Origin of the sequence: Cupriavidus metallidurans CH34 (genome assembly GCF_000196015.1) — a bacterium.
GTDB classification, from domain to species: domain Bacteria; phylum Pseudomonadota; class Gammaproteobacteria; order Burkholderiales; family Burkholderiaceae; genus Cupriavidus; species Cupriavidus metallidurans.
The window spans coordinates 671,234-693,581 of the sequence record NC_007974.2 but is presented as its reverse complement, the minus strand read 5'-3'; the positions used below and the strand labels follow the sequence as shown (position 1 = coordinate 693,581).

The following is a 22,348-nucleotide window of genomic DNA, read 5'->3' as shown; positions in this document are numbered from 1 at the left end:
AAGATGACCAAGAAAAATTACCAGCAGTTGAGTGAGACCGAACGCCATGCGATAGCCCTGGGGCTGCAGCAAAAGCAAAGCCTCAGCGCCATAGCCAGGGCCCTGGGGCGTGACAAGAGCACTATCAGCCGCGAGTGCAATCGCAATGCAGGCGGCAAGGGCTACGCCTCCAAGTTCGCCCAGCAGCGCAGTGACAATCGCAAACGCCAAGCCCGTCCCAGCCCCAAGCTGCACCGCCAAGGGCCCTTGTTCCCGCTGGTTTGCGACTACCTGCGCCACAAGTGGTCGCCCCAGCAAATCGCCAACGAACTCCAGCGTCTTCACCCACAGGATCGCCGCTTGCAAGCCTCACACGAAAGCATCTACACCTGCATCTACGCCCAGCCCCGGGGAGAGCTCAAGAAGGAGCTGGTGTCCTGCCTGCGCATGGCCCACGCCAAACGTTGGCCCCGCTCCAGGGGAAAGGATCGCCGCAAGGAGACGCAAGACTTGCTGAGCATCCATGTGCGAGCACCCGAGATCGAGGATCGCCAGTTGCCCGGCCACTGGGAGGGTGATCTGATCAAAGGCAAGGCTAACGCCAGTGCGATTGGCACGCTGGTCGAGCGCACCACCCGTCTGGTGGTGCTGGTCAAGCTGCCACACCCCAACCCCGCCACAGCGGCGCATGTACTGCAAGCCTTCAGCGACAAGCTCAAGACAATAGCCCAGCCGATGCGCCAGACCCTGACCTACGACCGGGGCAGCGAGATGGCCGAGCACCGCCAGCTCAGCGAGAACACAGGCATGAAGGTGTACTTCTGCGACCCCTACAGTCCCTGGCAAAGGGGGAGCAACGAGAACACCAATGGGCTCTTGCGCCAGTACTTCCCCAAGGGGACTGATCTGAGTGGCTACAGCCAGGAGCAGTTGGACGCTGTGGCCGATGAGCTCAATGGACGGCCCAGGATGACTCTGGGGTGGCGCAAGCCCATCGAGGTCTATGCCGAGCATTTGGCGCGGCTGGCCCAGCAGCCGGATTTAGTGCATTGAGTTTTTGTTGCACTTGGACTTGAAACCGCCCACCACCAGCCGCTGCTTGATCGCGGCTTCAACAAGCGATGTCATCATGGCCGGTTACCCCTGCTCCTGCTGCTTGCGCTCGTTGTCCAGATGGAACGCGCCTTCCACGACCACGCGGTCGCCAGGCTTGATGCCGCTCTGGACCACACGCATGCCGTCGCTCTCCGGGCCCAGCTTCACCTTGGTCAGGCGGTACTGGCCGTCGCCAACTTCCACATAGACCTGTTCATCGTTGCCTTCACGGACCACGGCTGAACCCGGCACCACCAGCAGTTCCACCGGCTTGGCGGCGATCAGCATGGTGGCAAGCATGGCGGGCTTGAGACGGCCATCCTTGTTCTGGAGTTCGGTACGAACCAGCACCGTGCGCGACTGCGGATTCACGGTCCGACCCACGTAGATCAGCTTGCCCGTGATGCGACCATTGCTGTTGGCCAGTGACGGCACCTCGATATCGACGCTCTGCCCTTCGGCCACCTGCGCAGCCTGCTGCTCGGGCACCTCGGCGACGACCCACACGCGCGACAGATCGGCCACCGTGTACAGCGCGTCAGCCGGCTGCACCACCTGGCCCTGCGCCACATTGCGCTCGACCACCGTGCCGTTGATGCTCGAGAACACCGGCGAATACGACTCGATGCTGCCGCTCTTCGCCAGCGTGGCGATCGACGCGGCGGACATGCCGAGCACGCGCAGTTGATCGCGGTAAGCACGAGCCTCCGCCGCGGCAATCGCGTATTCGCTTTCGCGGCGCTGCAGTTCGGCACGGCCGATCACGTCGGCGGCGAACAGTTGCCGCGCGCGCTCAGCATTGCGGGCCTGCAGCGTGTTCTGCGCTTCGGCCTTCAGGAAGGCCATCTGGGCAGCGCCCAGTTCACTACTGTGCAGGCGGGCCAGCACCTGGCCGGCCTTGACTTCCTGGCCGAGCACGGCATAGAGATCGGTCACGCGGCCAGTCACGCTGGCGCCAATGCGCGAGACGCGCTGCTCGTCGAAGTCGATACGGCCCGCCACGCGCAACATCTCGCTGAATGGGGACGCGGCAACCGGCGCCACCTTGAGCGTGCGCTTGAGGTTCTCCTCGGGCTTGACAATGCCAGGTGGCAACTTTGGCGCCTCGGCGGCCGGGGCGGGGTCATCGGAACAGCCGGCCAGCGACAGCATCATCACGGCGGCGGCTGCAAAGGAAAGCAGGAATTGGGGACGCATGATCAGTTCAGATTCGGGAGGTCGGGCATGGACGACGCAGGGGCGGTATTGACGCCCGGCGAGGCCGACATGAGCTTGTCAATCTGGATGGCGGCGACTTGCAGTTCGTATTGCGCGGCAATCAACTCGCTGCGCGCGCTACGCAGCACGCGCTGGGCGTCGAGGTAGTCGAGAATGCCGCGCTCGCCAAAGCGATAGGCGGATTCGGCCACGCCCAAGGCCGACTCGGCCTCGCGCACGATGCCCGATTCCAGCGCCGTCACCTGGGCCTGCGCGATCTCGTATTGGCGATAGGCGGTGTCGAGTTCCTGCATCAACTCGAATTCACGCGCTTCGAGCGCCGTGCGGGCCTGCGTGGCCTGCGCCGTCGCCTCGCCCACCGGGCCGCTGCGGCGATCCCAGATCGGAATCGTCATCACCAGGCCGATCTGCGAAACATTGTTGTCGGGCTGCCGGTCGGTGCTGGCACGCACCGCCACCTCGGGCCAGCGCAGCGCGCGCTGGTAGTCCACGCCCAGCTTCGCGCGTTCCAGCTCGCTGCGGCGCTGGGTCAGTTCCGCATTGCTGGCCTGAAGCGTGTCGCGCAACGTTGCCAGCGGAGGCATGTCGGGCGCGTGCCCGAGGCTGCCGTCCAGCGCAAAGCGCGCGGGCATTACGCCTCCCACCTGCTGGCGCAGCGTGGCCTTGGCCTGGTCGACGCGCAGCTCCGCCGTCTGCAGCGTCTTTTGCGCAGCCAGCAGTTCCGTGTCGGCCTTGATCAATTCATAGCGCGGGGCCTCGCCGACGTTCACGCGCACCTTCGCGCGCTCCTGGATCTGCCGCATCATGTTCAGGTCCTCGCGCGCGGCGGCCAGTTCGGTCTCGCGGCGAAGCACCTGGTAGTACGACGTCTTCACGCGCGCGGCCAGGTCACTGCGGAAGCCTTGCCGCATTGCCTCGGAAGCCTCCAGGCCGCGGCCCGCCATCTGCTCGCGCAGATTGCGCTGGTTCGGGTAATCGAGTTTCTGGACGATTGCGTAGGACGGCGCATTGCCGCTGGTCACGCCCGGCTGCTTGCCGGACAGGCGTCCATACATCACTTCCACCTGCGGGTTCGGATACGCACGGGCGCTGGTAATAGCAGCCGTGGCGGCATCCACATTGGCCTGCGCGGCTTCCACGCCCTTGTTGGTCGACTGCGCCAGTTGCAGCAACTGCGGCAGGTCGAACGTATCGGGGGCTGGCGTGGTAGCGCGCGCCATGGCCTTGGCGGCGAGCTTCGCCGCTTGTGGCGAGGCAGCCCCGGGCGCGGCGGTAACGCCGGCCGGCACGGGCTGCGCGGCCCAGGCCGGCGCGCTCATCAACGACAGCGCGGCGGCCCAAGTCAACGTTTTCTTGGTCTTCATGTCAGGATCGGTCGAACGGCACGACTGCCCCGGCGCCTACACACACGCTTCCCGTCACACGCCCCGCCACCGGACATCGTTCGGCAGGCGGGCACGCATGGCGTCAGACCGCGACGGCAACCGTCACGGACGTGTGTGGACTCAGGGGCAATGAAGGCGCACCGCGCGTGCAGTCAGCACGGACGGCGGCCTGAGCGATCAGACGAAGGGTCTGGGCGGCCGGAACTGGCCTTCGGACTGGAACTTGCCGCGTTCCGTGAGCGTGGGCAGCACGACATCGACGGATTGCGCAAGCTGGAATGTGGGAAGGATGAATAACGCGCTGGTCTCGTCGACCGCGTCGAAAAGATCGGGCGGATCGAGCAGATCAGCCGACCAGATATTGCAGTACCCCGGCGGCGGGCCGTCATCGAATTCCGCGTCGTCACCGAAGTCGGGATCTCCCGGCAGCGCAAGCTGCGCGAGATCGTCGCCGGTGGCGAGCCTCGCATCGTAATCGGGTATGGCCACCTCGACCTTCGCCGCTTCCGCTTTCGCCGCTACCACCTTCGGCACGGCCGAGCGCACGTTCGCCGCTGCCGAGAACGACAGCGCGGACAGGCACAAGGCAGTCAGCAGGAAGAGGACGAAACGCATCAAATCGGGGGCGTGAAAAGCCGGTAAAAATCACATTTCTTGTGACGAATACGATACAACTGCAGCGTCAGCCTGAGAATTGTGATATTGCGGCACAGCATTGTAACCGACCGCAACAATGGACCCGGCGGAGGGCGGCAAGTTCCTTTGGCGGCTCCAACGGCCGATCGGCGTGGAGCACCGGCGCGGCGTGCCCCCGGGGAGCCACCGCCGCGAATGCGGCGCGAAGCCCACTTCAATCCGGTGTCCCCGATTCCGCTGCATCACCGTTTTTTGCCCTATGCCAATCGCTGGATTGGCATACCCGCCAAATGTCCGGGCATGTCAGAATGACGCCCTCGGGCAAGATCGGGCAAGATCGGACTGGATGAATCCTGGCTTTCCCGCACACATCGACTGTCCTGGCACCCAATGAAAATACACGGCAAGACCGCCGCGGAGATCTTCGACTGTGTACGCACCCTGACGCAGTCCCGGCAACTGCTCCCCGGAACGTCTCTTCCCCCCGTACGCGACCTGGCCCTGGAACTGGGCATCAATCGGAACACGGTGGCCGCGGCCTACAAGCGCCTCGCCATGGCGGGCATTGCCGTGACGCAGGGGCGGCTTGGCACGATCATCCGCGACCAGTACGAGCCGGGTGAGCAGGAAGGCACGCTGGCGGGCAGCCCCCTGACCGATCTTGCCAGCGGCAATCCGAATATCGAGTGGCTGCCGGATATCTCGGCCGCACTGCAGAGCCGCCCCTACAAGCCGCGGCTCTATGGCGAACCCACTGTCAATGCCGGGCTGGAAGCGTATGCGCGGAAATGGTTCGAGCCCGACTGCCCCGCGCCTTTCGAAGTCAATCTGGCGCATGGCGCCGTCGATGCCATCGAGCGGCTGCTCAACGCGTATCTGGTGGCTGGGGACAAGGTAGCGGTCGAGAATCCCTGCTTCCTGAGCAGCATCAACACGCTGCGCGCCATCGGGCTGCAGCCGATTGGCGTGCCCATGGATGCGGAAGGCATCCAGGCAGAAGGTCTGGCAAGCGCCCTTGCCAAGGGGGCTCAGGCTGTCATCCTGACGCCGCGCGCGCACAACCCGACGGGCTGCTGCCTGAGCGAGAAGCGGGCGCGGGCAATCTCGCGATTACTGGCAAAGCATCCCAATGTGCCGGTGATCGTGGACGACCATTTCGCCCTGCTCTCTGGCGCCGCCTATCACCCGGTGATACCGCGCAGCACCTATCGCTGGGCCGTGGTGCGGTCCTTCACCAAGGCACTGGGCCCCGATCTTCGGGTCGCCGCGGTTGCCAGCGATGTGGCCACATCCCGGCAGCTACGCTTGTGCCTGGCGCCCGGAACAAGCTGGGTCAGCCACCTTCTGCAGGACATCGTCGAGGTCACCGTCACCCGCCCCGAGACCATCAGGCTGATCGACAAGGCCCGGAACGACTACGCCCGACGCCGGCAGGCGATGGAGCAGGCGCTGGATGCTCAGGGCATCGGGCACATGGCGCAGGGCGATGGCTTCAACCTCTGGGTGCCCTTGCAGTGCGACGATCAGGCCATCGCCCTGGCACTGGCCCGGCAAGGCTGGCTGGTCCGGCAAGGGAGCGTTTTCTCCGTGCAGGATGGCGTGCGGGGCCTGCGCATCACGATTTCCGCCATCGAACCGGCACAATGCGAACGGCTGGCGCAGGACATCAGGCGCAGCCTTGGGTAGATCGCCGCCGCCACGGAGGCAATACAGTGATTCCCTGCCGTAACAACGATACCTCGCGACGATACCGGGCAGAAACGGTACAAACGGGATCGTTCCACATTAGAATTCTGCCCCATGAAACAATCAGCGGCCCGATGCGTTGCACCGGGTCGCCCCAACGCCCGCCTCCATGTCCTTCTCGGTCCTGCTGCAACGCCTCGCCCCGCTACACCTGCTGACCCGTATCGCAGGTCAACTGGCGGATTGCCGCCAGCCCTGGCTCGCCCAGTACCTGATCCGCACGTTCGTGCGCCGGCACAAGATCGACCTCGATGAGGCATTGGTCAGCGACCTCGCCACCTATCCGACGTTCAACGAGTTCTTTATCCGCGCGCTGCGCCCCGGCGCGCGCCCGATCGCCGCAGCAGACTGGACCAGCCCGGTGGACGGCACGATCAGCCAGATTGGGCGCGTCGAAGCTGGCCAGATGATCCATGCCAAGCAACATGCCTATAGCGCCACCGCGTTGCTGGGGGATGCCGCCCTCGCGAAACAGCTGGAGGGCGGGTGCTTTTCCACGGTGTACCTGAGCCCCCGTAACTACCACCGGATTCACATGCCGTGCGAGGGGCGCCTGCTGGGCATGCGTCATGTGCCCGGCAAGCTGTACTCCGTCAGGCCCGATATCGTTGAAGGCATCGACGGACTGCTCGCCATCAATGAGCGTCTGGTTTGCTGGTTCGAGCATCCGCAGCACGGCGTCTTTGCGCTGGTGCTCGTGGGTGCTGCCATCGTCGGGCGCATCGCCACGGTCTGGCATGGCCTGGTGGAGCCCAAGCGATCCGGGCAAGTCTCGGAGTGGCACTACGCCGACGGCGCTTCCGCACCTCAACTGAAGGATCTGCTTCAGGGTGTGGAGATGGGGCACTTCCAGCTCGGCTCGACGATTGTGCTGCTGATGCCGGGATCGGCATGGCAATACCATCCTGACTGGCAGGTCGGACAGCCGGTGCGGCTGGGTCAGGCAATTGCCAGCCGCGGCTGAATCGCCCCGCAATCGCTCCTCAATCGCCCCACAACCGCCCCACGCACCTGACCGATTTCAGCCCCGGGGGTGCTCGTCCAGGGAAGTCTTGACGAACAGCGGCTCGATGCCGAGCACCCGCACGCCACCGGGGCCGCTTTCCACCACACGACGCTCATCCGTTGCCACAAGCAACTCGAGTCGATAGCCATCCGCGGCACCCAGGCGGCCCGCAACGTCCTTGACGGCCTCGGCGGCCCACGGCGTGCCGGAATCGAAATGACCCAGCAGCCTGTCATGGCGCCAGATGTTGAGTCGATAGGTTTTCATCGGATCACTCTCGATGCGTGATACAGGGGTTCGATGGCAATTGAAGCTCCAGGCTTTGCGCGCGACGGGTGGCTTCCAGAGCGGTCACCACGTGGTCGCTGGCGCTTGCCGCGGCCTCGGCCAGCGGCATTCCTTCCAATAGCCGCGCGGTCAACTTCGCGCTGAACAGGTCTCCGGTGCCCTTGGGCGAAACCGGGATGCGGGGATGGCTCAGCACCTGCGCATCGTCCCGGGTGACGATGAGCAGTTTCATGTCGTCGTGTCCCCATGTGCCGGGGGCCGCGCTGGTGACCACCATCCATTGCACGCGGTCGGTCAGCAGGCTGCGCGCGGCGGCGACGACCTGCTCGACGCTGTCGGCGGAACGGCCACTCAGATGCCCGAGTTCGAAATCGTTCGGCGTGAGTCCATGTGCCAGCGGCAGAAGCAGCTCGCGCACGGCCTCGACCATGCCATCCGCGACATAGATCCCGGTGTCATGGTCACCGATCACCGGGTCGACGATCACCTGCACATCCGGGTGCTCGGCCAGCACCTGATTGATCCAGCGGGAGAGCACGGCCACCTGCTCCGGATTGCCGAGATAGCCGACCAGGATGGCTTTCAGGCGCTGGAGCGCGCCACGGGCCGACAGGTCGCTCAGGTATCCCCCGAACCAGTCGATGGGTAGCGCTCCACCGTGCAGCGTCGGGTAGTGAGGGGTGTTGCTGAACATGACCGTCGGCACGGCGGCCACGTTCAGGCCATGCGCGCGCAACGTTGGCAAGGCCACGTTGTTACCAACATGGCCATAGACCACCTGCGACTGTACGGACACAACGTCCATGAAGATGGGGCGCAGCGCGTCCCCGGTACCTGTCTCACCAAACATGGCTCATTTCCTTGCGATGCAATGCAGCGTGTCCCATCAACGTTCGCCTTGACGGCCGGAGTGAGCAGCGCTCAATGTAGAGTCACCCGCTTCCGCCTCTGGCCAGTAAAAGCTATCGGGCGTTGATCTGGCGCCAAAGATCGCCTGACCGACGCGCACGACCGTGGCGCCTTCCTCGATGGCAATCTCGAAATCCCCGGACATACCCATCGAAAGCTCATCGAGCCCGATGCCGACGGGCGCATCCTGCCGTAGCCGCTCGCGAAGCTCGCGCAGCAGCACGAAGCACTGGCGTACCCGCTCGGATTCCGCCGACAGCAGCGCCAGCGTCATGAGCCCGCGCACGCGCAAGCCGGAGAATGCAGGCAGCGCGCGCAGGAAGCCCGGCACCTCATCGGGATGCAGACCAAATTTGCTCGCCTCGCCGGACGTGTTGACCTGCACGAACACATCGAGCGCCCTGCCCTCGATCTGCAGACGGCGGTCCAGTGCCTCGGCCACGCGCAGGCTGTCCAGCGCCTGGAACTCGGTGGCGAAACGCGCCGCGAGCTTGGCCTTGTTGGTTTGCAGGTGGCCAATCACCGACCACTGCAGGTCCTCCAGATCCGCCAGTGCCTCCCACTTTCGGTAGGCCTCCTGCGGCTTGTTTTCGCCGAGCAGACGACAACCGGCCGCATGGGCCAGACGAATGCTCGCCTCCGGCTTGGCCTTGCTGACGGGCAACAGCCGCACACCGGCAGGATCGCGGCCAACGCGGTGACAGGCCGCCGCGATGCGCGCATGAACGGCCGCGAGGTTGTGACGGAAGTCCTCCACGGACTCGGCCTGTGGCCAGCGGTTGTGCAGGTCGTGGAGCGGCTGCGTCGGATGTACGGAATCAGGGGGATCTGTGTGCATGGCCTGGGCCTCGGCGCATATCGGGATATCAGCGGTGAGCGGACATGCAGCTCCCGTCGCAGCATTGTCATAGGACAAATGCTATCACGACACAGGACGGAGTGGGATCCGGCGAAAACCGAAACCATGCACAGGCACAGGCTCAGGCCCAGGGGCGAAGCGGCAGCCCCTACAGATCCAGCACCAGACGTGACCCCGCGCATCCGGCCACACAGACCATGACGTCCTGGGCGCGCTCTTCCGGCGACAGAACGCGGTCCCGATGGATCGGCGGCCCTTCCAGCCAGGTCGTCCTGCACGCGCCACAAACGCCGCCTCCGCAAGACACGGACACGTCCGCCCCAAGTGCCTCCAGCGTTCCGACCAGCCCGACATGTGGCTCGACGATCGCCTCCTTCCCGCTCCTTGCCAGCACCACGGTATAAGGCGCCGCGTCGGTATCTTCCACAGGCTTGGGCGGCGCGAAGCGCTCGATGTGCTTGCGGGCGTCCGGCCAGCCTTCGACGATCCGCTCGAAGGCGTCAAGCATCCTCATCGGACCGCAGCAGTAGGCTTTGGCATTCTCACCGCACGCATTCAGAATCGCATCCATATCGGGCGCGGATTCGACGCGTGTGTCGTAAAGCCGGACCCTGCCCGCCGCGATGGCATCGCCCAGCATGTCGACGAGCGATGGCACCCCCGCGCTGGACCAGTGCAGCACGTAGTTCGTCTGGCCCCGCAGTTCGAGATCGCGGATCGTCGAGATAAACGGCGTCACACCTATCCCGCCTGCGATGAAGACGTTCATCCCCGTGTCCGTGGTGCGGATGCCACCTCTGGGCAGCGACACCCCGATCGACGCCCCGACATCGAGCCGCTCGTGCACGAAGGCCGATCCCCCTCGCCCCGCCACCTCGTGCTTCACGGCGATGACATACCGGTTCCTGTCCGAAGGTTCGTTGCACAGCGAGTACGTGCGCACCAGGCCGCCTCCGAGATGCAGGTCGATATGCGCGCCGGGGGTGAAAGGCGGCAACGGCCAGTGGTCCTGGTCGCTGAGGACGAACCGCTTGACGCCGGGCAGTGGCTCGTCGATGGCGGACACCACCACCGAAACGGTCTTGATGGGCCGGGCCGCCATCAGGCTGGCCTCACTACATCGCCGATACGCACCACGCCGCCGCTGAGTATCTTGCAGTTGAGACCCGAGCGATGAACAAGCGGATCGAAGACAGCCTTGCCGAGGATTTCCTCCAGGTGACGACACGGTGTGGACAGGCGAGTGGCCTCCAGCAACGTCTCGCCAAGCCAGAACCGGCGCCCCACGAGGTGATTGAGGGGCACGCCCTCTACCGTGACGTTCCGGCGGTGTTCCTCGGGATGCAACACGACCTTGGCATCCCGGGCCAGCGCCTCGAGCGTTTCCAGTTCGAACAGCGTGACCTGCCGGCCCTCTTCGGGCTTGTGAGAGTAGAACCCCGCCTCGTTGCCGATCATGTAGCGATCCCCTTCGATGCCCTTGCCAGCGACGAGGGTGATCTCCGGAAAGGGCAGCATCGGCAGGAAAGCCCTTGGCGTTTTGTGAAGAAAGCGGACAACACCACGCCACGACGGCGCAGTGGCTCCGACGCTTCGGTCTGAAGTCTGACTCACGGTTTCCTCCATGCCTTTAAAATTTCCTATATGACACAGTGTGTCATGAAATCATAGGGCCAGAGGTCCGGCGCGGCAAGTGAATTGCCGAACTACGCGATCCGTTGTTGCCTGGAGCGAAAATCCGCCTCCGCGAGAGTTCGCCCTCGCGTCACGCCTTCTTGCGATCGCTGACGACCACCAGGGCCTGTGCCTGAATCCGCCCCAGCGAACGTGACCGGTGCGGAATGGAAGCGTTGAAATACAGCGAATCGCCAGCGCTCATGCGCACGGTACGGTCGTCGAACAGGACTTCCATTTCGCCCGAGACGACGAAGATCAGTTCCTCTCCCGCATGGCTCGCCATGGGCTGGTCTTCCTCGAGCGTGAACGGCGGCACCATGATGAAGGGCTGCATCGCCTTGTCGGGCCGTTCGGTCGCAATGGCCTCGTAGGTATAGCCAAGGCGCTCCGTGGACGGGCTGAAGGGAATCCGGTCCGCCGCCCGGATGTGAAGAATCTCGTTGGCACGCGACGACCGCGTGATGAGCTGATCCACCGTCACGCCCAGCGCATCGGCCAGCTTGAGCACAGTGCCAATGGTCGGCGACGACAGTCCCCGCTCCAGCTTGGACAGATAGCTCTTGGTCAGTGACGCGCGTTGCGCCAGTTCTTCGAGCGTCAGGCCGTTGAGTTTGCGCAGCTCGGCCAGCCGCTCGGCAATGCTCGGCTCGGCCGCCACGGGTTCCACTTTTTGCTTTTTGCTCATCCCGGAATCGAGGTTTGTGCGCGCCTGAACCGGCGCATCCATCGGTCCGCGATTTTACGGCCCGATGGACCCACCCGGCAACTCGGTTGCACTAAGGACACTTTGGTGTCATGCTAGACACACTTGTTTCCAATACGCCCCCTGAAGGAGAATGCAAGTGAGCCCCACCCGCCCTACCCGTCCCCATCGCCGCCGTAGCCTGTCGTCCATGGCCAGCCTGGCTGCGGCCACGCTGCTGAGCATCCCGTTCACCGCCCATGCCACCGGATACCCCGACAAGCCAATCACCCTGGTCGTGCCGTTTGGCGCCGGTGGCATTACCGACCTTATCGCGCGAGCGACGGGCAAGGCGCTCTCCGAGCAGCTTGGCCAGTCGGTGGTGGTAGAGAATCGGCCCGGCGCCGGCGGCAACATCGCGGCCGACTTCGTGCGGCGCGCGCGCCCCGATGGCTACACGCTGATGTTTGCCACCGTTGGCGTGCTGGCCGTCAATCCGCATACGGACGTCAAGGTCAACTTCGATAGCGCGAAGGATTTCACCTACATCTCGCTCGTAGGGTCCACGCCATTCCTTGTCGTGGTTGGCGCGGATGTTCCGGCTAACACTCTGCCCGCACTGATCAAGCTCGCTCAGCGCAAGCCCGATGCCATCAGCGTCGGCACCGCCGGCGTGGGGAGCGCGCCTTATCAGGGGATGCGCATTTTCCAGGACGTGGCGAAGGTCGAGTTCCTGCATGTGCCATTCAAGAGCGGTGCGGAATCCGTCACCAACGTTGTATCGGGCCAGGTCAACATGACGTTTGAAGCCACGCCCCAGGTGATGCCGTTCGTGACGTCCGGCAAGCTCCGCGCGCTGGCCGTGGCAAGCCCGCACCGGCTTTCCACCGCGCCGCAGGTACCCTCCACAGCAGAGCTTGGCTTTCCATCACTGGTATCCGGCTCCGTTGCCGGCCTGATCGGACCCGCGGGACTTGATCCGGCCATCGTGAAGAAACTCAATGCCGCCGTGGCGAAGGTGGCCGCCGATCCGAAGTTCAAGGCAACGCTTATTGCGCAAGGGACCGAGCCCGCCGCGTCATCACCCGAACAATTCCGCAAGCTGATCAGCGACGAGAATCAGCGATGGTCTGCCCTCCTTGGCGCAGGCAACAAGTAAAGCCACCTCCTACCCCGACTCCAGCACATCCCTGAAGGACACAACATGGCCAATACCATGCAGTTGAGCAAGAGCGAAATCGTCGCGTCTTCGCTCGAAAAAATGCAGACCGAACTCCGCGCGGACAGGATGCCGCTGCGCGAAGCTGTCGCCGAGACCTGCCGGATCCTGTTCACGTTCGGGCACGATTCGGTGCTCTCCGGCCAGATCACGGCGCGGGCGGAACAACCGGGCACGTACTACACGCAACGCCTGGGTCTTGGCTTCGACGAAATCACGGCGGACAACCTCCTGCTCGTCAACGAAGATCTTGAGGTGATTTCCGGAAACGGGATGCCAAACCCCGCCAATCGCTTCCATTCATGGCTCTATCGCGCGCGTCCCGATTTGAATTGCATCGTTCACTCTCACGCGCCGCACGCTTCCGCGCTTGCCATGCTGGAAGTGCCGCTGACGATCTCGCACATGGACACGTGCGTGCTGTACGACCAGACCGCGTTCCTGGAAAAATGGCCGGGCATTCCAGTCGGCAATGAAGAGGGCGAACTCATCGCGGGCGCCCTGGGCGACAAGAAGGCGATTCTGCTGTCGCACCACGGCCTGCTGGTAGCTGGCGCGTCGGTGGAAGAAGCCTGTGTGCTGGGCGTGATGTTCGAGCGCGCCGCTCGCCTGCAACTGCTGGCGATGGCCGCCGGGGAGATCCAGCCGATCCCGCCCGAACTCGGTCGCGAGGCGCAACGCTGGGTCAGCACGCAGAAGCGATTCGAAGCGACTTTCGCCTACTATTCGCGCCGCGCGCGCCGCCAGCTCGACGCGCAGTAAGGTTGGCGTAGTCCCCTCGACTACCGTGACGCCGCTGCCCGACCAGGCGGCTAGGCGGCAGCGTCGTGGACGATGCTGCCGGTCGCCGGCGTATCTCTGCTCGTGCAGGACCGCCGGACGGAGCGGGCGGGCTGCACCACCCGCCGCTTCGCACCGTACGGCAAACCCGCCCTACCCGGTCAGTCTGGTGCCCGCTCGGGCACCGGCAAGTGCACCCACTCCTTGTAGAACGCCTCGATATCCGGCTCGAAGTCGTGGATCACCGGATACCACGGTGTGGGCGCCTCCACGTCATGCATCGCGCCGCAAGACGGACAGTAGTACTCGCGATACACCTGCCAACTGGTATCAGGCGCCATCAGCGTCGGATAGACCTCGGCCATGGCCTCCTCGGTATCACGCACATAGATGGAGGCATGGAGCTTCCAGTTCTCGCGGTAGTCGCAGAACTCGTGGCCGCAGTCGCACTTGACCACCCACTTCTTGCTGGCGGCCGATTGCACGATATACATGTGCGGGCCGAGCGGCAGCACGATGCGGTCCGGGAAACTCACCTTCGCCTGCAAGGCGGCCAGGTACTGCTCGAAGCGGCCTTCGTCCTTGGGCATCGACAGCATGCGGAACGTGGTTTCCCAGTCGAGCTTCCCCTCGACGAGGTGGTCGACTTGTTCGTTGGTATAGACAGACATGGTTCGACTCCTGAGTGCGGTGGTTACTCTTCGACCTGGACAACGGTGGTGACGTCCGGCATCAGCGACAAGTCCATACGGTGCTTGGCGCCATAGCACGGCACACCCAGTTCTTCCTCTCTCACGTGCCATGCCTCGGGCAGGTTCCAGAAGTCCTTGAAGCTCTGCGTGAACTTCTCCGACAAGGCAAAGCTCGTGGCGAACATATGCTGCACCTGGACCGATGCGTGCTTGTTGAGGATGCGTTCGCGCTCCTCCTTCATCCACTCGCGCGTCGGCACCGCGCGCGCCAGGCGCTCCTTGCGGATCTCCGCGCGACGCTTCTTGGTCTTTGCGGCATCCACCGCGAACACGCCCCTGGCGTCCTGAGCGAACACCGCGCCATAGACCTTCTGCGCATACTCAGGCAGCAAGAACTTCTGGTTGAGGTCCGCCTCGATCGCCTTCGGGTCCCGATCGAGCGGATCGCCGAAGCCCGGGCCGCCGCGCAGGTAGTTCAGGTAAAGATCGTGGTTGGCGTAGCAGTCCTCGGTCGTGATGCACTGCTTGTCGCGCTTGACCTCGGCGGTGGCGTCGATATGGCGCTCGTAGTCCGGATTGGCCGGGTCGATGTCGCCGCCCAGCGGCAGTGAATCGCCACTGGCAATACGCTGTTCCAGCCCGGTGCGGTGCGCTTCGAAGCGATACCCGGTGGCCGATGGATAGCCACCCATCATGCCCCAGTCGCTGTTCATGAAGCCGTTGCCCATGAAGAACATCGTCCAGTCCTGGGCGTTCCAGACCATGCGCAGGGTCTCGAAGCCGCAACCGCCGCGATATTTGCCGTAGCCGCCGGAGTTGGCCTTGACGTTCCGGCCCAGGTAGAGCAATGGCTCGGCCATCTCCCAAATCTCGATGTCGCCCATGTCGCCTTCGGGGTTCCAGATGGCAGCGGCGTGATTGAGACCGTCCTTGACCGCGCACGCGCCTGTGCCACAAGAGCTGGCCTCGAAGCTGTTGACCGCGTGAATCTCGCCATCCTGGTTGATGCCGCCACCCTGCAGCCAGTTGGAAGTATTGGCGTTGCCCGCGTTCACTTCCTCCAGATAGCCGCGGCTGAAGTACGACTGAGAGAGACCACGCCACAGCGCCGCCCAGCCGGACACCAGGAAATGCCAGGCATACGCATGGCCGGTGCGCCGGTCATCGGGATTGCACCATGTACCCTTGGGTAGCCGGAACTCGGTGGCGAAGTAGGCGCCGTCGTTGATACGCTGGGTCGGCACCAGGGTCTGACACATCATCACCCAGATGCCTGAGGTGAAGGCCACCTGGTGCGCATTGAACGTGTGCCAACCCCAGCGGCTCGCGCCTTCGAAATCCAGGCGCCACTTGCCGTCGGGGCGGATCGTCATTTCCACCGGCGAATGCATGATGGAGTCGAGCTTGGCAAAGGCGTTGGAGACCTGCACGTCCGGATGCTTGTACGGCACGTCGACGAACGAGACCTTGCGGTACTTGCCAGGCAGCGTCATGGCCTTGATGCGGCTCTGGAGCCCGCGGCGGCCCTCCTCGATGACTTCATAGGCGAACTTCTCGTAGGCCTCGATACCGTCGGCGCGGATCACCTCCTCCACCAGCTCGCGAATCATGTGGCAGCCGGCGATGCGGGTCCGTTCGTCGAGAATCCAGTACTTCGGCGTCCGTACCGAGCGCTGCGACTCATGCAGCCAGTCGCGGAACGGCACATCGTTCGCGCCCGTCTTGCGGCACGTGATCATGTAGCCGTCGCCGAAGCGTTGCGTCTGGCCCGTGGACATGGAGCCCGGCGTTACGGAGCCCGTGTCGATGACATGGGTCACGCCGCCCACCCAGCCGATCAGTCTGCCTTCCCAGAAGATCGGCACGATCGTGGCGATGTCACACGGGTGCACGTTGCCGATGGAGCAGTCGTTGTTCGTGAACATGTCGCCGGGATAGATGCCGGGGTTGGCCTCCCAGTTGTTCTCGATCATGTACTTGATCGCCGCACCCATCGTTCCTACGTGGATGATGATGCCGGTGGAGGTCAGCACGCAGTCCCCGACCGCGTTATACAGCGTGAAGCAGAGCTCGCCCTCCTGCTCGACGATCGGGCTGGCGGCAATCTTCTTGGCGGTTTCACGCGCATGGACCAGTCCACCCCGCAGCTTGGAGAACAGCTTCTCATAGCCGATCGGGTCGCTGTCCCGGAAGTCCAGGCTGGTAAGGCCGTTGTAGTGGCCCGATTCCTGGGTGCGGGCGAGGATGTCGTCGCGAAATTCCTTGAGGGTCTGGCCGTTCTTCAACAGATCGGCGAACCCGACTTCCTTGTTGCTCATCATGTTCATGATGTGTCTCCTTATTTGACTTCCTTGAGATGGAACAGGCGGTGCTTGTCGATCGTGGTTTCGAAGCCGCCCGGCACCACGAACGTGGTGGCGTCGGATTCGATGATGGCTGGACCCACGATGTGGTTGCCGGCCTTGAGCGACTCCATCTTCCAGAGCGCGGCATCCATCCATGTCTTGTGGCGGTAGAAAGGCCGTACGCCCAGGTAGGCCTCCCTGGGCGGTGTTGGACCGGCGTCCGGGTCCTCTGGCAGCACGGGCTTCTGCGTGACCACCATGCCGCGCAGGATGGCCCCCGTGATCGAGAAGCCCAGTTCCGGCGAGCGTGCCGAACTGGCGTAGACGCGGCCGTAGGTGTTCTCGAACGCGTCGACGATGCGGTCCCAGTCCTCGGCGGACGACGCAGTGGCTACCGGCGAGACGATCTCAAGATCATTGAGCTGCCCCATGTACTGCATCTTGTAGCCCGGGATCAACACGACGTCCCTGGCATCGAAGCCATTGGCCCGGAACTCCTCAATCACCTTGACGGCCAGTTCCGACCACGCCTCCTGCAGGATCCGGCACGCGGTCTCCTTGCTGCCGTCCGGCGCGAACTGCGCGACACCGAGATCCACCGATTTGTCGTAGCGATACTCGAAGTCCGCGCAGGCGCAGCCGAAGGCCGAGAAGCCGGCAGCCCAGGCCGGCACCACCACGTCCTTGAAACCGACGCCGCCGGTGTATCCGTAGGTATGCACGGGGCCCGCGCCGCCGTAAGAAAAGCACGTGAACTCGGCCGGGTTGTAGCCCTTGGCGCTGATGTTGGCGCGCAGGTACTCCGACAGCGTAAGGTCCAGCAATTCGATGACCCCCGCCGCCGCGTCCTCGACCGACAGCCCGAGCGGGTCCGCGATCTGTGCCTTGATGTGCTGGCGGGCGCGTGCCACATCGAGCTTGATCGCACCGCCAAGAAAGTTCTCCGGGTTCAGATAGCCGAGCACCACGTGGCAGTCGGAAACGGTGACCGTATCCAGCCCGCTCTCCGGCCAGCAGGTACCCACGCGGTAGCCGGCGCTGTCGGGCCCGAGCTTGATCGACTTGCTGTACGGGTCCAGCCGCACGAAGCTGCCAGCGCCCGCGCCCACGGAGTCCATCGCCACCAGCGGCAGCGACAGCACCAGGCGCGCCATGTCGGGATCCGACTTGATCGCGAAGTTGCCCTTGGTGATCAACGCTACGTCGAAGCTGGTGCCGCCGATGTCCGAGCATGCGATGTTCTCGTCGCCCAACGCCTCGCCCAGGAGCTTTGATCCGATCACGCCACCAATCGGCCCCGACACGATCGTCCGCGCCAGCTCCTTCGCCTTCCAGCTGATCGTGCCGCCATGGGTGGCCATCACACGCAGATCGAACTTGGCACCGTGTTTCTTGAAGCGGTCGCTGACCTTCTTCAGCGTCTGCCGCGAGGGCTCCGCGCCGTAGGCCTCCAGGATGGTGGTGTTCATCCGGTGGCTTTCCTTGCGCGACGGGTAATAGTCCACCGACGCAAACACCGGGACATCGACCTTCAGCTTCGCCAGTTCATCCTGCACGATGTCGCGCGCACGTTGTTCGCTGGACTCGTTCTTGTGGGATTGCAGCAGGCAGATGACGATCGCCTGCGACTTGGCCTCCACCAGTTCCCGCGTGGCCTGCCGGACTTCTTCCTCCCGCAGCGGAATGACGACCTTGCCCTGCACATCGGTGCGCTCGGTCACGCCACGCGTGCGCGAGACAGGCACCAGCGGTTCGTCGTAGCGATGCGTGTTCAGGTGAATGCGGTCCTCCAGCGCGTAGCCCAGATAGCTCTGCAGCGCGCGCCCCATCGAATGGATCTGCTCGAAGCCGCGATTGCAGATAAGGCCGACGTCCAGGCCCTTGCGCATAAGAATGCGGTTGAGCATGGCCGTGCCGGAGTACACGCAGGTCAGTAGTTCCGGGTAGACGTCGTCCACGGTGCGCTCCCAGTGCGCCAGCGCATCCTCCGACGAGTTGTAGATGGCCAGCGATTCGTCGCCGGGGTTGCTCTGCGCCTTGCCGACCACGAACCGGCCGTCCGAGCGCACGAAGAATGTATCGGTCATCGTGCCGCCTGCATCGATGCCCATCACCTGTACGGTGGAGTGGGGTTGCATGTTGTCTCCTGTCATTGGTGTCATCGTCGTGGGAGTTCCCACACACCCTTCATGGCAAGGGACATGCCAGGCGGCATTGGCACCTGCAGGAGCCGATCACATGTGATTGAAATCAATGCCTTGCCGGCGCCGACTTGGGGGTTCGGGCATGGGGCAAACATCGCCCGAAGCTGTGCAGTTTCCGGACGCCTACGCGAAAGTGTCCGGAATCCGGACACTTTCGCGCCCCTGCTGCACAGCACAAACCCTTGATTGCAAAGAGAATTGTTGACTTGCGAAAAGCGTGGGGCTACGGTTGCCGGAATCAACTGAGAGTGATCGTCCCATGCCGTTCACCCACTACGGCACTCTGGTCCCCCGCATCAGCGACGAACCTGTCGTGGCCTCGGCCTGGGAACGCTTCCTGCGGGACCATCCCCATCATCCACATGAAGGGGACGGTGTGCGCAGAGTTGTCCTCGCTTCCTGGCAGCGGTGTCGTTCCGAAGCTGTCGACCCGACCCTGCATTCGGCGCCGGGCGCCGCCGACGATCGCCTTCGACAACTGCGCACGCAAAACCGCGACCTCTGCGACGCAGCGGGTCCGGCGCTCGAAGGCCTGCGCGACATCTTGCGCGAATGCGGCACGCTGATCATGCTCAGCGACACCGACGGCACCATCCTTCAGCTCAATGGCTCGACCCGCGTGCGCAGCGTCGGCGAGGAAGTCAACCTTGCCATGGGCGGATGCTGGAGCGAGGAAGTGATCGGCACCAATGCCATCGGCACCGCAATCGCCACCGTCGCGCCGGTGCAGATCCATGCCAGCGAGCATTTCTGCTGGGACGTCAAACGCTGGACCTGCGCCGCCGCGCCGATACTCGATCCGTTCGGACGTCACCTGCTTGGCGTCGTTGATGTATCGGGGGTGAAGGAGTCATTCCACGGGCACACCCTCGGTCTGGTGGTGGCGGCGGCCCGGCAGATCGAGAGCGAACTGGCGCGGCGCGACATGGCGATGCACGAGCGCCTGCTAGCCCGCTCCATCGATGATTTCGTGCGCTATGCCAGCGACTGCGTGGTCCTTGCCGATTTCCGCGGCCGTGTCGTTCGTATCAACGGCCGCGCGCAGGCGGCGCGGGATGCCCATGGCGTATGTTTCGCACTGGAGACCGGCAACGCGATACCAGGGCTCGATCTCACACTGCCGGAAGTCGATCAAATACATCAGCGCCCGGGCTGGCTGCGGCCCGAATGGCTTCACACGGTCAAGGATCGCGAAGGACTGCTCGGCACGATGCTCGTGATTCCACTCGCGGCACGCCCGGGCCGGACCAGCATTTCACTCCCCGCCACCCCGACTGCGGTGACAACGGATGACGCGTTCACCGAGATCATCGGCGAGAGCGAAATTCTCGCCGCCACCAAGGCACGCGCCCGCCGTATCGCGTCGCTCGATCTGCCCGTGCTGCTGGTCGGTGAGACCGGCGCGGGCAAGGAGCTGTTCGCGCGCGCGTTGCATCGGTCTGGCAAGCGGCCCGACGGTCCATTCGTTGCCGTGAATTGCGGCGCCCTGACGCGCGAATTGCTGGCCAGCGAGCTCTTTGGCTACGCGGAAGGCGCCTTCACGGGGGCGCGTCGCGGCGGCCATCCGGGAAAATTCGAACAGGCCGCAGGCGGCACGCTGTTCCTCGACGAGATCGGCGAGATGCCGCTCGACATGCAGCCGCATCTATTGCGTGTGCTGCAGGATGGCGTGGTGGTTCGTCTGGGGGATACGAGGGAGCGGCAGGTATCGGTCCGACTTGTCGCCGCGACCAACCGCGATCTGCAGAAGGAGATTGCCGCCGGGCGCTTTCGCGAGGATCTGTACCACCGTCTCTGCGCGGTCAGTCTGCAGCTTCCGGCCCTACGCGACCGGCCTGGCGATATCGAGTCCATCGTCGATCACCTCAACCACAAGCTCGCGCGCAAGTACGGGTGCGCGCCGAAGCAGATCGAACCGTCGGTCTATCAGACACTGGTGCGCTATCGCTGGCCCGGGAATATTCGTGAACTGCAGAACGTATTCGAGGTGATGTTCGCGCTCGGCGAGAACAATGGCATCGATGTGTCGATGTTGTCCTCCCTAGTCGAATCCGGACCGGCCGGAGACGCGATGGCACCGGCCCCGATGCCGATGTCGGCAGCGTCTGGCCGCCTCGACGATCTGGAGCGGCAGGCGATACGCGCCGCCATCAACGATGCGCGCGGCAACCTTTCAAAGGCCGCCAGAACGCTGGGGATTTCAAGAAGCACGCTCTACGTCAAGCTTGCGGCCCTCCGGACCTAAGAGGCGCTATCAAAATGATTCTGGCGTCGTTGCGCGGCCTTGGCCGGTCTACTTGTACTGTCTGCGGCCGCGCCCTTGCAGGGCGCGCATGTGCTCGCAGGCACATGCCGTTCCGCAGGCGGCTCGCATACGAGCCGAAACCCCTGCTTCACCCTAGCCAGAACCGCTTCGCTTCATTTTGATAGCGCCTCTAAGGACGTAAGGACCTATGGACATCCGGACATAGGTCCGGATGCAAACCCGCCCGTAGAGCGCGCGAGGCCGAAGATCAGGCCAATGCCGGATAGTCGACGTAGCCGTGCGGGCCAGTACCGCCGTAGAGCGACGCGTCCTCGAACGGACTGTTCAGCGGCTGGTTCTCACGGAAGCGGCGCGGCAGGTCGGGGTTGGTGATCATCTTGCGGCCGAACGAGACCATGTCGGCACGGCCGGCGCGGATCGCTTCCTCGGCCATTTCCTTGCTGTAGCCGTTATTGACCATCCACACGCCCGAGTACAGGCGGTGCAGCGCCTCGTAGTCGAACGGCACATTGTCGCGCGGGCCACCCGTGTAGCCTTCGACCACGTGGATGTACACCGGATGGAGTTTTTCCAGCTCACGCACGACGTACTCGAACAGCGGCTGCGGATTGCTTTCCACCGCGTCGTTGACCGGCGACACCGGCGCCAGTCGGACACCCACGCGATCGGCACCGATTTCGGCAGTCACCGCCGCCATGACTTCAAGCAGGAAGCGGGCGCGGTTCTCGATGCTGCCGCCGTAGGCGTCGGTACGCTTGTTCGTGCCATCGCGCAGGAAGGCATCGAGCAGATAGCCGTGCGCGCCATGCACTTCGACGCCATCGAAGCCAGCCTTGATCGCGTTGGCCGCGGCGACGCGGAAGTCATTCACGATCTCCGGAATCTCCGAAGCTTCCAGCGCGCGCGGCAGCGAGCATTCGACATAGCCCTGGCCGTTGATATACGTCTTGGCATTGGCCGCAATGGCCGAAGGCGCCACCGGTGCCTGATTGTCCGGCTGGAAATGCGAGTGCGACATGCGACCCGTGTGCCAGATCTGCAGGAAAATCTTGCCGCCTTGCGCGTGCACGGCGTCGGTCACCGTCTTCCAGGCCGCGATCTGCTCGGGCGTATAGACGCCGGGGGTGTTCGTGTAGCCCTGGGCAGTCTCCGAAACCTGCGTGGCTTCGGCGATGATCAGGCCGACGCTGGCGCGCTGGCGGTAGTACTCGACCACCATCTCGGTCGGCACCAGATCGTCATCGGCGCGGCTGCGCGTGAGCGGTGCCATGGCCATGCGGTTGGCGAGTTCGATACGGCCCAGCTTGATCGGCTGAAACAGGGCTTCGGTGAGGAATGCTTCGGTCTGTGCACCCATGAATG

Annotated in this window: 19 protein-coding genes; 6 read left to right on the top strand and 13 right to left on the bottom strand. The window is 64.0% G+C overall.

Annotated elements, in window-relative coordinates; all coding sequences use genetic code 11:
* Positions 1-3 precede the first annotated feature (3 nt).
* Positions 4-1,032, top strand: coding sequence for an IS30-like element IS1088 family transposase (locus RMET_RS21310; RefSeq protein ID WP_011516271.1), 1,029 nt, complete (start codon positions 4-6; stop codon positions 1,030-1,032).
* Positions 1,033-1,116: 84 nt separating this feature from the next.
* Here the strand turns inward: RMET_RS21310 and RMET_RS21305 are convergent, their stop codons facing one another.
* The 3 genes from RMET_RS21305 to RMET_RS21295 all read right to left on the bottom strand — a co-directional run bounded on the left by RMET_RS21305 (position 1,117) and on the right by RMET_RS21295 (position 4,292).
* On the bottom strand, positions 1,117-2,271 hold the full coding sequence (locus RMET_RS21305) for an efflux RND transporter periplasmic adaptor subunit (protein ID WP_011518616.1): 1,155 nt from the start codon (positions 2,269-2,271) through the stop codon (positions 1,117-1,119).
* Positions 2,272-2,273: 2 nt separating this feature from the next.
* Complete coding sequence (locus RMET_RS21300) at positions 2,274-3,656, bottom strand: TolC family protein (RefSeq protein ID WP_011518615.1); 1,383 nt, start codon at positions 3,654-3,656, stop codon at positions 2,274-2,276.
* A gap of 198 nt (positions 3,657-3,854) precedes the next feature.
* Positions 3,855-4,292 (bottom strand): hypothetical protein, encoded by a 438-nt coding sequence (locus RMET_RS21295; RefSeq protein ID WP_011518614.1) that lies wholly within the window; start codon positions 4,290-4,292, stop codon positions 3,855-3,857.
* A 411-nt stretch (positions 4,293-4,703) separates the two neighbouring features.
* Between RMET_RS21295 and ptsJ the strand changes: the two genes are divergently transcribed.
* Complete coding sequence (gene ptsJ, locus RMET_RS21290) at positions 4,704-5,999, top strand: MocR-like B6 salvage transcription factor PtsJ (RefSeq protein ID WP_011518612.1); 1,296 nt, start codon at positions 4,704-4,706, stop codon at positions 5,997-5,999.
* A gap of 169 nt (positions 6,000-6,168) precedes the next feature.
* On the top strand, positions 6,169-7,023 hold the full coding sequence (gene asd, locus RMET_RS21285) for an archaetidylserine decarboxylase (RefSeq protein WP_011518611.1): 855 nt from the start codon (positions 6,169-6,171) through the stop codon (positions 7,021-7,023).
* A 57-nt stretch (positions 7,024-7,080) separates the two neighbouring features.
* Here asd and RMET_RS21280 read toward each other — a convergent pair whose 3' ends face one another.
* From RMET_RS21280 to RMET_RS21255, 6 genes are all read right to left on the bottom strand, one after another.
* Positions 7,081-7,332, bottom strand: a complete 252-nt coding sequence (locus RMET_RS21280; RefSeq protein ID WP_011518610.1) for a hypothetical protein — start codon at positions 7,330-7,332, stop codon at positions 7,081-7,083.
* 4 nt (positions 7,333-7,336) lie between these two features.
* A complete protein-coding gene (gene pdxK, locus RMET_RS21275; RefSeq protein ID WP_011518609.1) occupies positions 7,337-8,203 on the bottom strand; it encodes a pyridoxine/pyridoxal/pyridoxamine kinase in 867 nt (288 codons plus the stop codon).
* Positions 8,204-8,239: 36 nt separating this feature from the next.
* Positions 8,240-9,100 carry a YggS family pyridoxal phosphate-dependent enzyme gene (locus RMET_RS21270; protein WP_011518608.1) on the bottom strand — a complete coding sequence of 287 codons (861 nt, stop codon included), beginning with the start codon at positions 9,098-9,100 and terminating at the stop codon, positions 8,240-8,242.
* Positions 9,101-9,269: 169 nt separating this feature from the next.
* Complete coding sequence (locus tag RMET_RS21265; protein ID WP_011518607.1) at positions 9,270-10,223, bottom strand: PDR/VanB family oxidoreductase; 954 nt, start codon at positions 10,221-10,223, stop codon at positions 9,270-9,272.
* Positions 10,223-10,747 (bottom strand): MOSC domain-containing protein, encoded by a 525-nt coding sequence (locus tag RMET_RS21260; protein WP_011518606.1) that lies wholly within the window; start codon positions 10,745-10,747, stop codon positions 10,223-10,225. Before RMET_RS21260 ends, RMET_RS21265 begins: the two co-directional genes overlap by 1 nt.
* A gap of 139 nt (positions 10,748-10,886) precedes the next feature.
* A complete protein-coding gene (locus RMET_RS21255) occupies positions 10,887-11,525 on the bottom strand; it encodes a helix-turn-helix domain-containing protein (protein ID WP_011518605.1) in 639 nt (212 codons plus the stop codon).
* A 109-nt stretch (positions 11,526-11,634) separates the two neighbouring features.
* On the opposite strand from RMET_RS21255, the gene RMET_RS21250 reads away from it, so the two are divergent.
* On the top strand, positions 11,635-12,639 hold the full coding sequence (locus tag RMET_RS21250) for a Bug family tripartite tricarboxylate transporter substrate binding protein (protein WP_011518604.1): 1,005 nt from the start codon (positions 11,635-11,637) through the stop codon (positions 12,637-12,639).
* A 45-nt stretch (positions 12,640-12,684) separates the two neighbouring features.
* Positions 12,685-13,461: an aldolase gene (locus tag RMET_RS21245; protein ID WP_011518603.1), complete on the top strand. Its 777-nt coding sequence runs from the start codon at positions 12,685-12,687 to the stop codon at positions 13,459-13,461.
* 179 nt (positions 13,462-13,640) lie between these two features.
* Here RMET_RS21245 and RMET_RS21240 read toward each other — a convergent pair whose 3' ends face one another.
* From RMET_RS21240 to RMET_RS21230, 3 genes are read right to left on the bottom strand one after another with little or no spacing between them, the layout of a single operon-like run.
* Positions 13,641-14,150, bottom strand: coding sequence for an acetone carboxylase subunit gamma (locus RMET_RS21240; protein WP_011518602.1), 510 nt, complete (start codon positions 14,148-14,150; stop codon positions 13,641-13,643).
* 23 nt (positions 14,151-14,173) lie between these two features.
* On the bottom strand, positions 14,174-16,498 hold the full coding sequence (locus RMET_RS21235; RefSeq protein ID WP_011518601.1) for a hydantoinase B/oxoprolinase family protein: 2,325 nt from the start codon (positions 16,496-16,498) through the stop codon (positions 14,174-14,176).
* Between the two features lie 11 nt (positions 16,499-16,509).
* Complete coding sequence (locus RMET_RS21230) at positions 16,510-18,654, bottom strand: hydantoinase/oxoprolinase family protein (protein WP_029309363.1); 2,145 nt, start codon at positions 18,652-18,654, stop codon at positions 16,510-16,512.
* A gap of 325 nt (positions 18,655-18,979) precedes the next feature.
* Between RMET_RS21230 and RMET_RS21225 the strand changes: the two genes are divergently transcribed.
* Positions 18,980-20,965: a sigma-54-dependent Fis family transcriptional regulator gene (locus tag RMET_RS21225; protein WP_011518599.1), complete on the top strand. Its 1,986-nt coding sequence runs from the start codon at positions 18,980-18,982 to the stop codon at positions 20,963-20,965.
* A gap of 268 nt (positions 20,966-21,233) precedes the next feature.
* On the opposite strand, the gene RMET_RS21220 is transcribed toward RMET_RS21225, so the two are convergent.
* Positions 21,234-22,343 (bottom strand): alkene reductase, encoded by a 1,110-nt coding sequence (locus RMET_RS21220; protein ID WP_011518598.1) that lies wholly within the window; start codon positions 22,341-22,343, stop codon positions 21,234-21,236.
* Between the last annotated feature and the right edge of the window lie 5 nt (positions 22,344-22,348).

Coding starts and splice junctions, on each gene's coding strand:
- RMET_RS21310 (WP_011516271.1), top strand. CDS start 4: ATGACCAAGAAAAATTACCAGCAGTTGAGTGAGACCGAACGCCATGCG.
- RMET_RS21305 (WP_011518616.1), bottom strand. CDS start 2,271: ATGCGTCCCCAATTCCTGCTTTCCTTTGCAGCCGCCGCCGTGATGATG.
- RMET_RS21300 (WP_011518615.1), bottom strand. CDS start 3,656: ATGAAGACCAAGAAAACGTTGACTTGGGCCGCCGCGCTGTCGTTGATG.
- RMET_RS21295 (WP_011518614.1), bottom strand. CDS start 4,292: ATGCGTTTCGTCCTCTTCCTGCTGACTGCCTTGTGCCTGTCCGCGCTG.
- ptsJ (WP_011518612.1), top strand. CDS start 4,704: ATGAAAATACACGGCAAGACCGCCGCGGAGATCTTCGACTGTGTACGC.
- asd (WP_011518611.1), top strand. CDS start 6,169: ATGTCCTTCTCGGTCCTGCTGCAACGCCTCGCCCCGCTACACCTGCTG.
- RMET_RS21280 (WP_011518610.1), bottom strand. CDS start 7,332: ATGAAAACCTATCGACTCAACATCTGGCGCCATGACAGGCTGCTGGGT.
- pdxK (WP_011518609.1), bottom strand. CDS start 8,203: ATGTTTGGTGAGACAGGTACCGGGGACGCGCTGCGCCCCATCTTCATG.
- RMET_RS21270 (WP_011518608.1), bottom strand. CDS start 9,100: ATGCACACAGATCCCCCTGATTCCGTACATCCGACGCAGCCGCTCCAC.
- RMET_RS21265 (WP_011518607.1), bottom strand. CDS start 10,223: ATGGCGGCCCGGCCCATCAAGACCGTTTCGGTGGTGGTGTCCGCCATC.
- RMET_RS21260 (WP_011518606.1), bottom strand. CDS start 10,747: ATGGAGGAAACCGTGAGTCAGACTTCAGACCGAAGCGTCGGAGCCACT.
- RMET_RS21255 (WP_011518605.1), bottom strand. CDS start 11,525: ATGGATGCGCCGGTTCAGGCGCGCACAAACCTCGATTCCGGGATGAGC.
- RMET_RS21250 (WP_011518604.1), top strand. CDS start 11,635: ATGCAAGTGAGCCCCACCCGCCCTACCCGTCCCCATCGCCGCCGTAGC.
- RMET_RS21245 (WP_011518603.1), top strand. CDS start 12,685: ATGGCCAATACCATGCAGTTGAGCAAGAGCGAAATCGTCGCGTCTTCG.
- RMET_RS21240 (WP_011518602.1), bottom strand. CDS start 14,150: ATGTCTGTCTATACCAACGAACAAGTCGACCACCTCGTCGAGGGGAAG.
- RMET_RS21235 (WP_011518601.1), bottom strand. CDS start 16,498: ATGAACATGATGAGCAACAAGGAAGTCGGGTTCGCCGATCTGTTGAAG.
- RMET_RS21230 (WP_029309363.1), bottom strand. CDS start 18,654: ATGCAACCCCACTCCACCGTACAGGTGATGGGCATCGATGCAGGCGGC.
- RMET_RS21225 (WP_011518599.1), top strand. CDS start 18,980: ATGCCGTTCACCCACTACGGCACTCTGGTCCCCCGCATCAGCGACGAA.
- RMET_RS21220 (WP_011518598.1), bottom strand. CDS start 22,343: ATGGGTGCACAGACCGAAGCATTCCTCACCGAAGCCCTGTTTCAGCCG.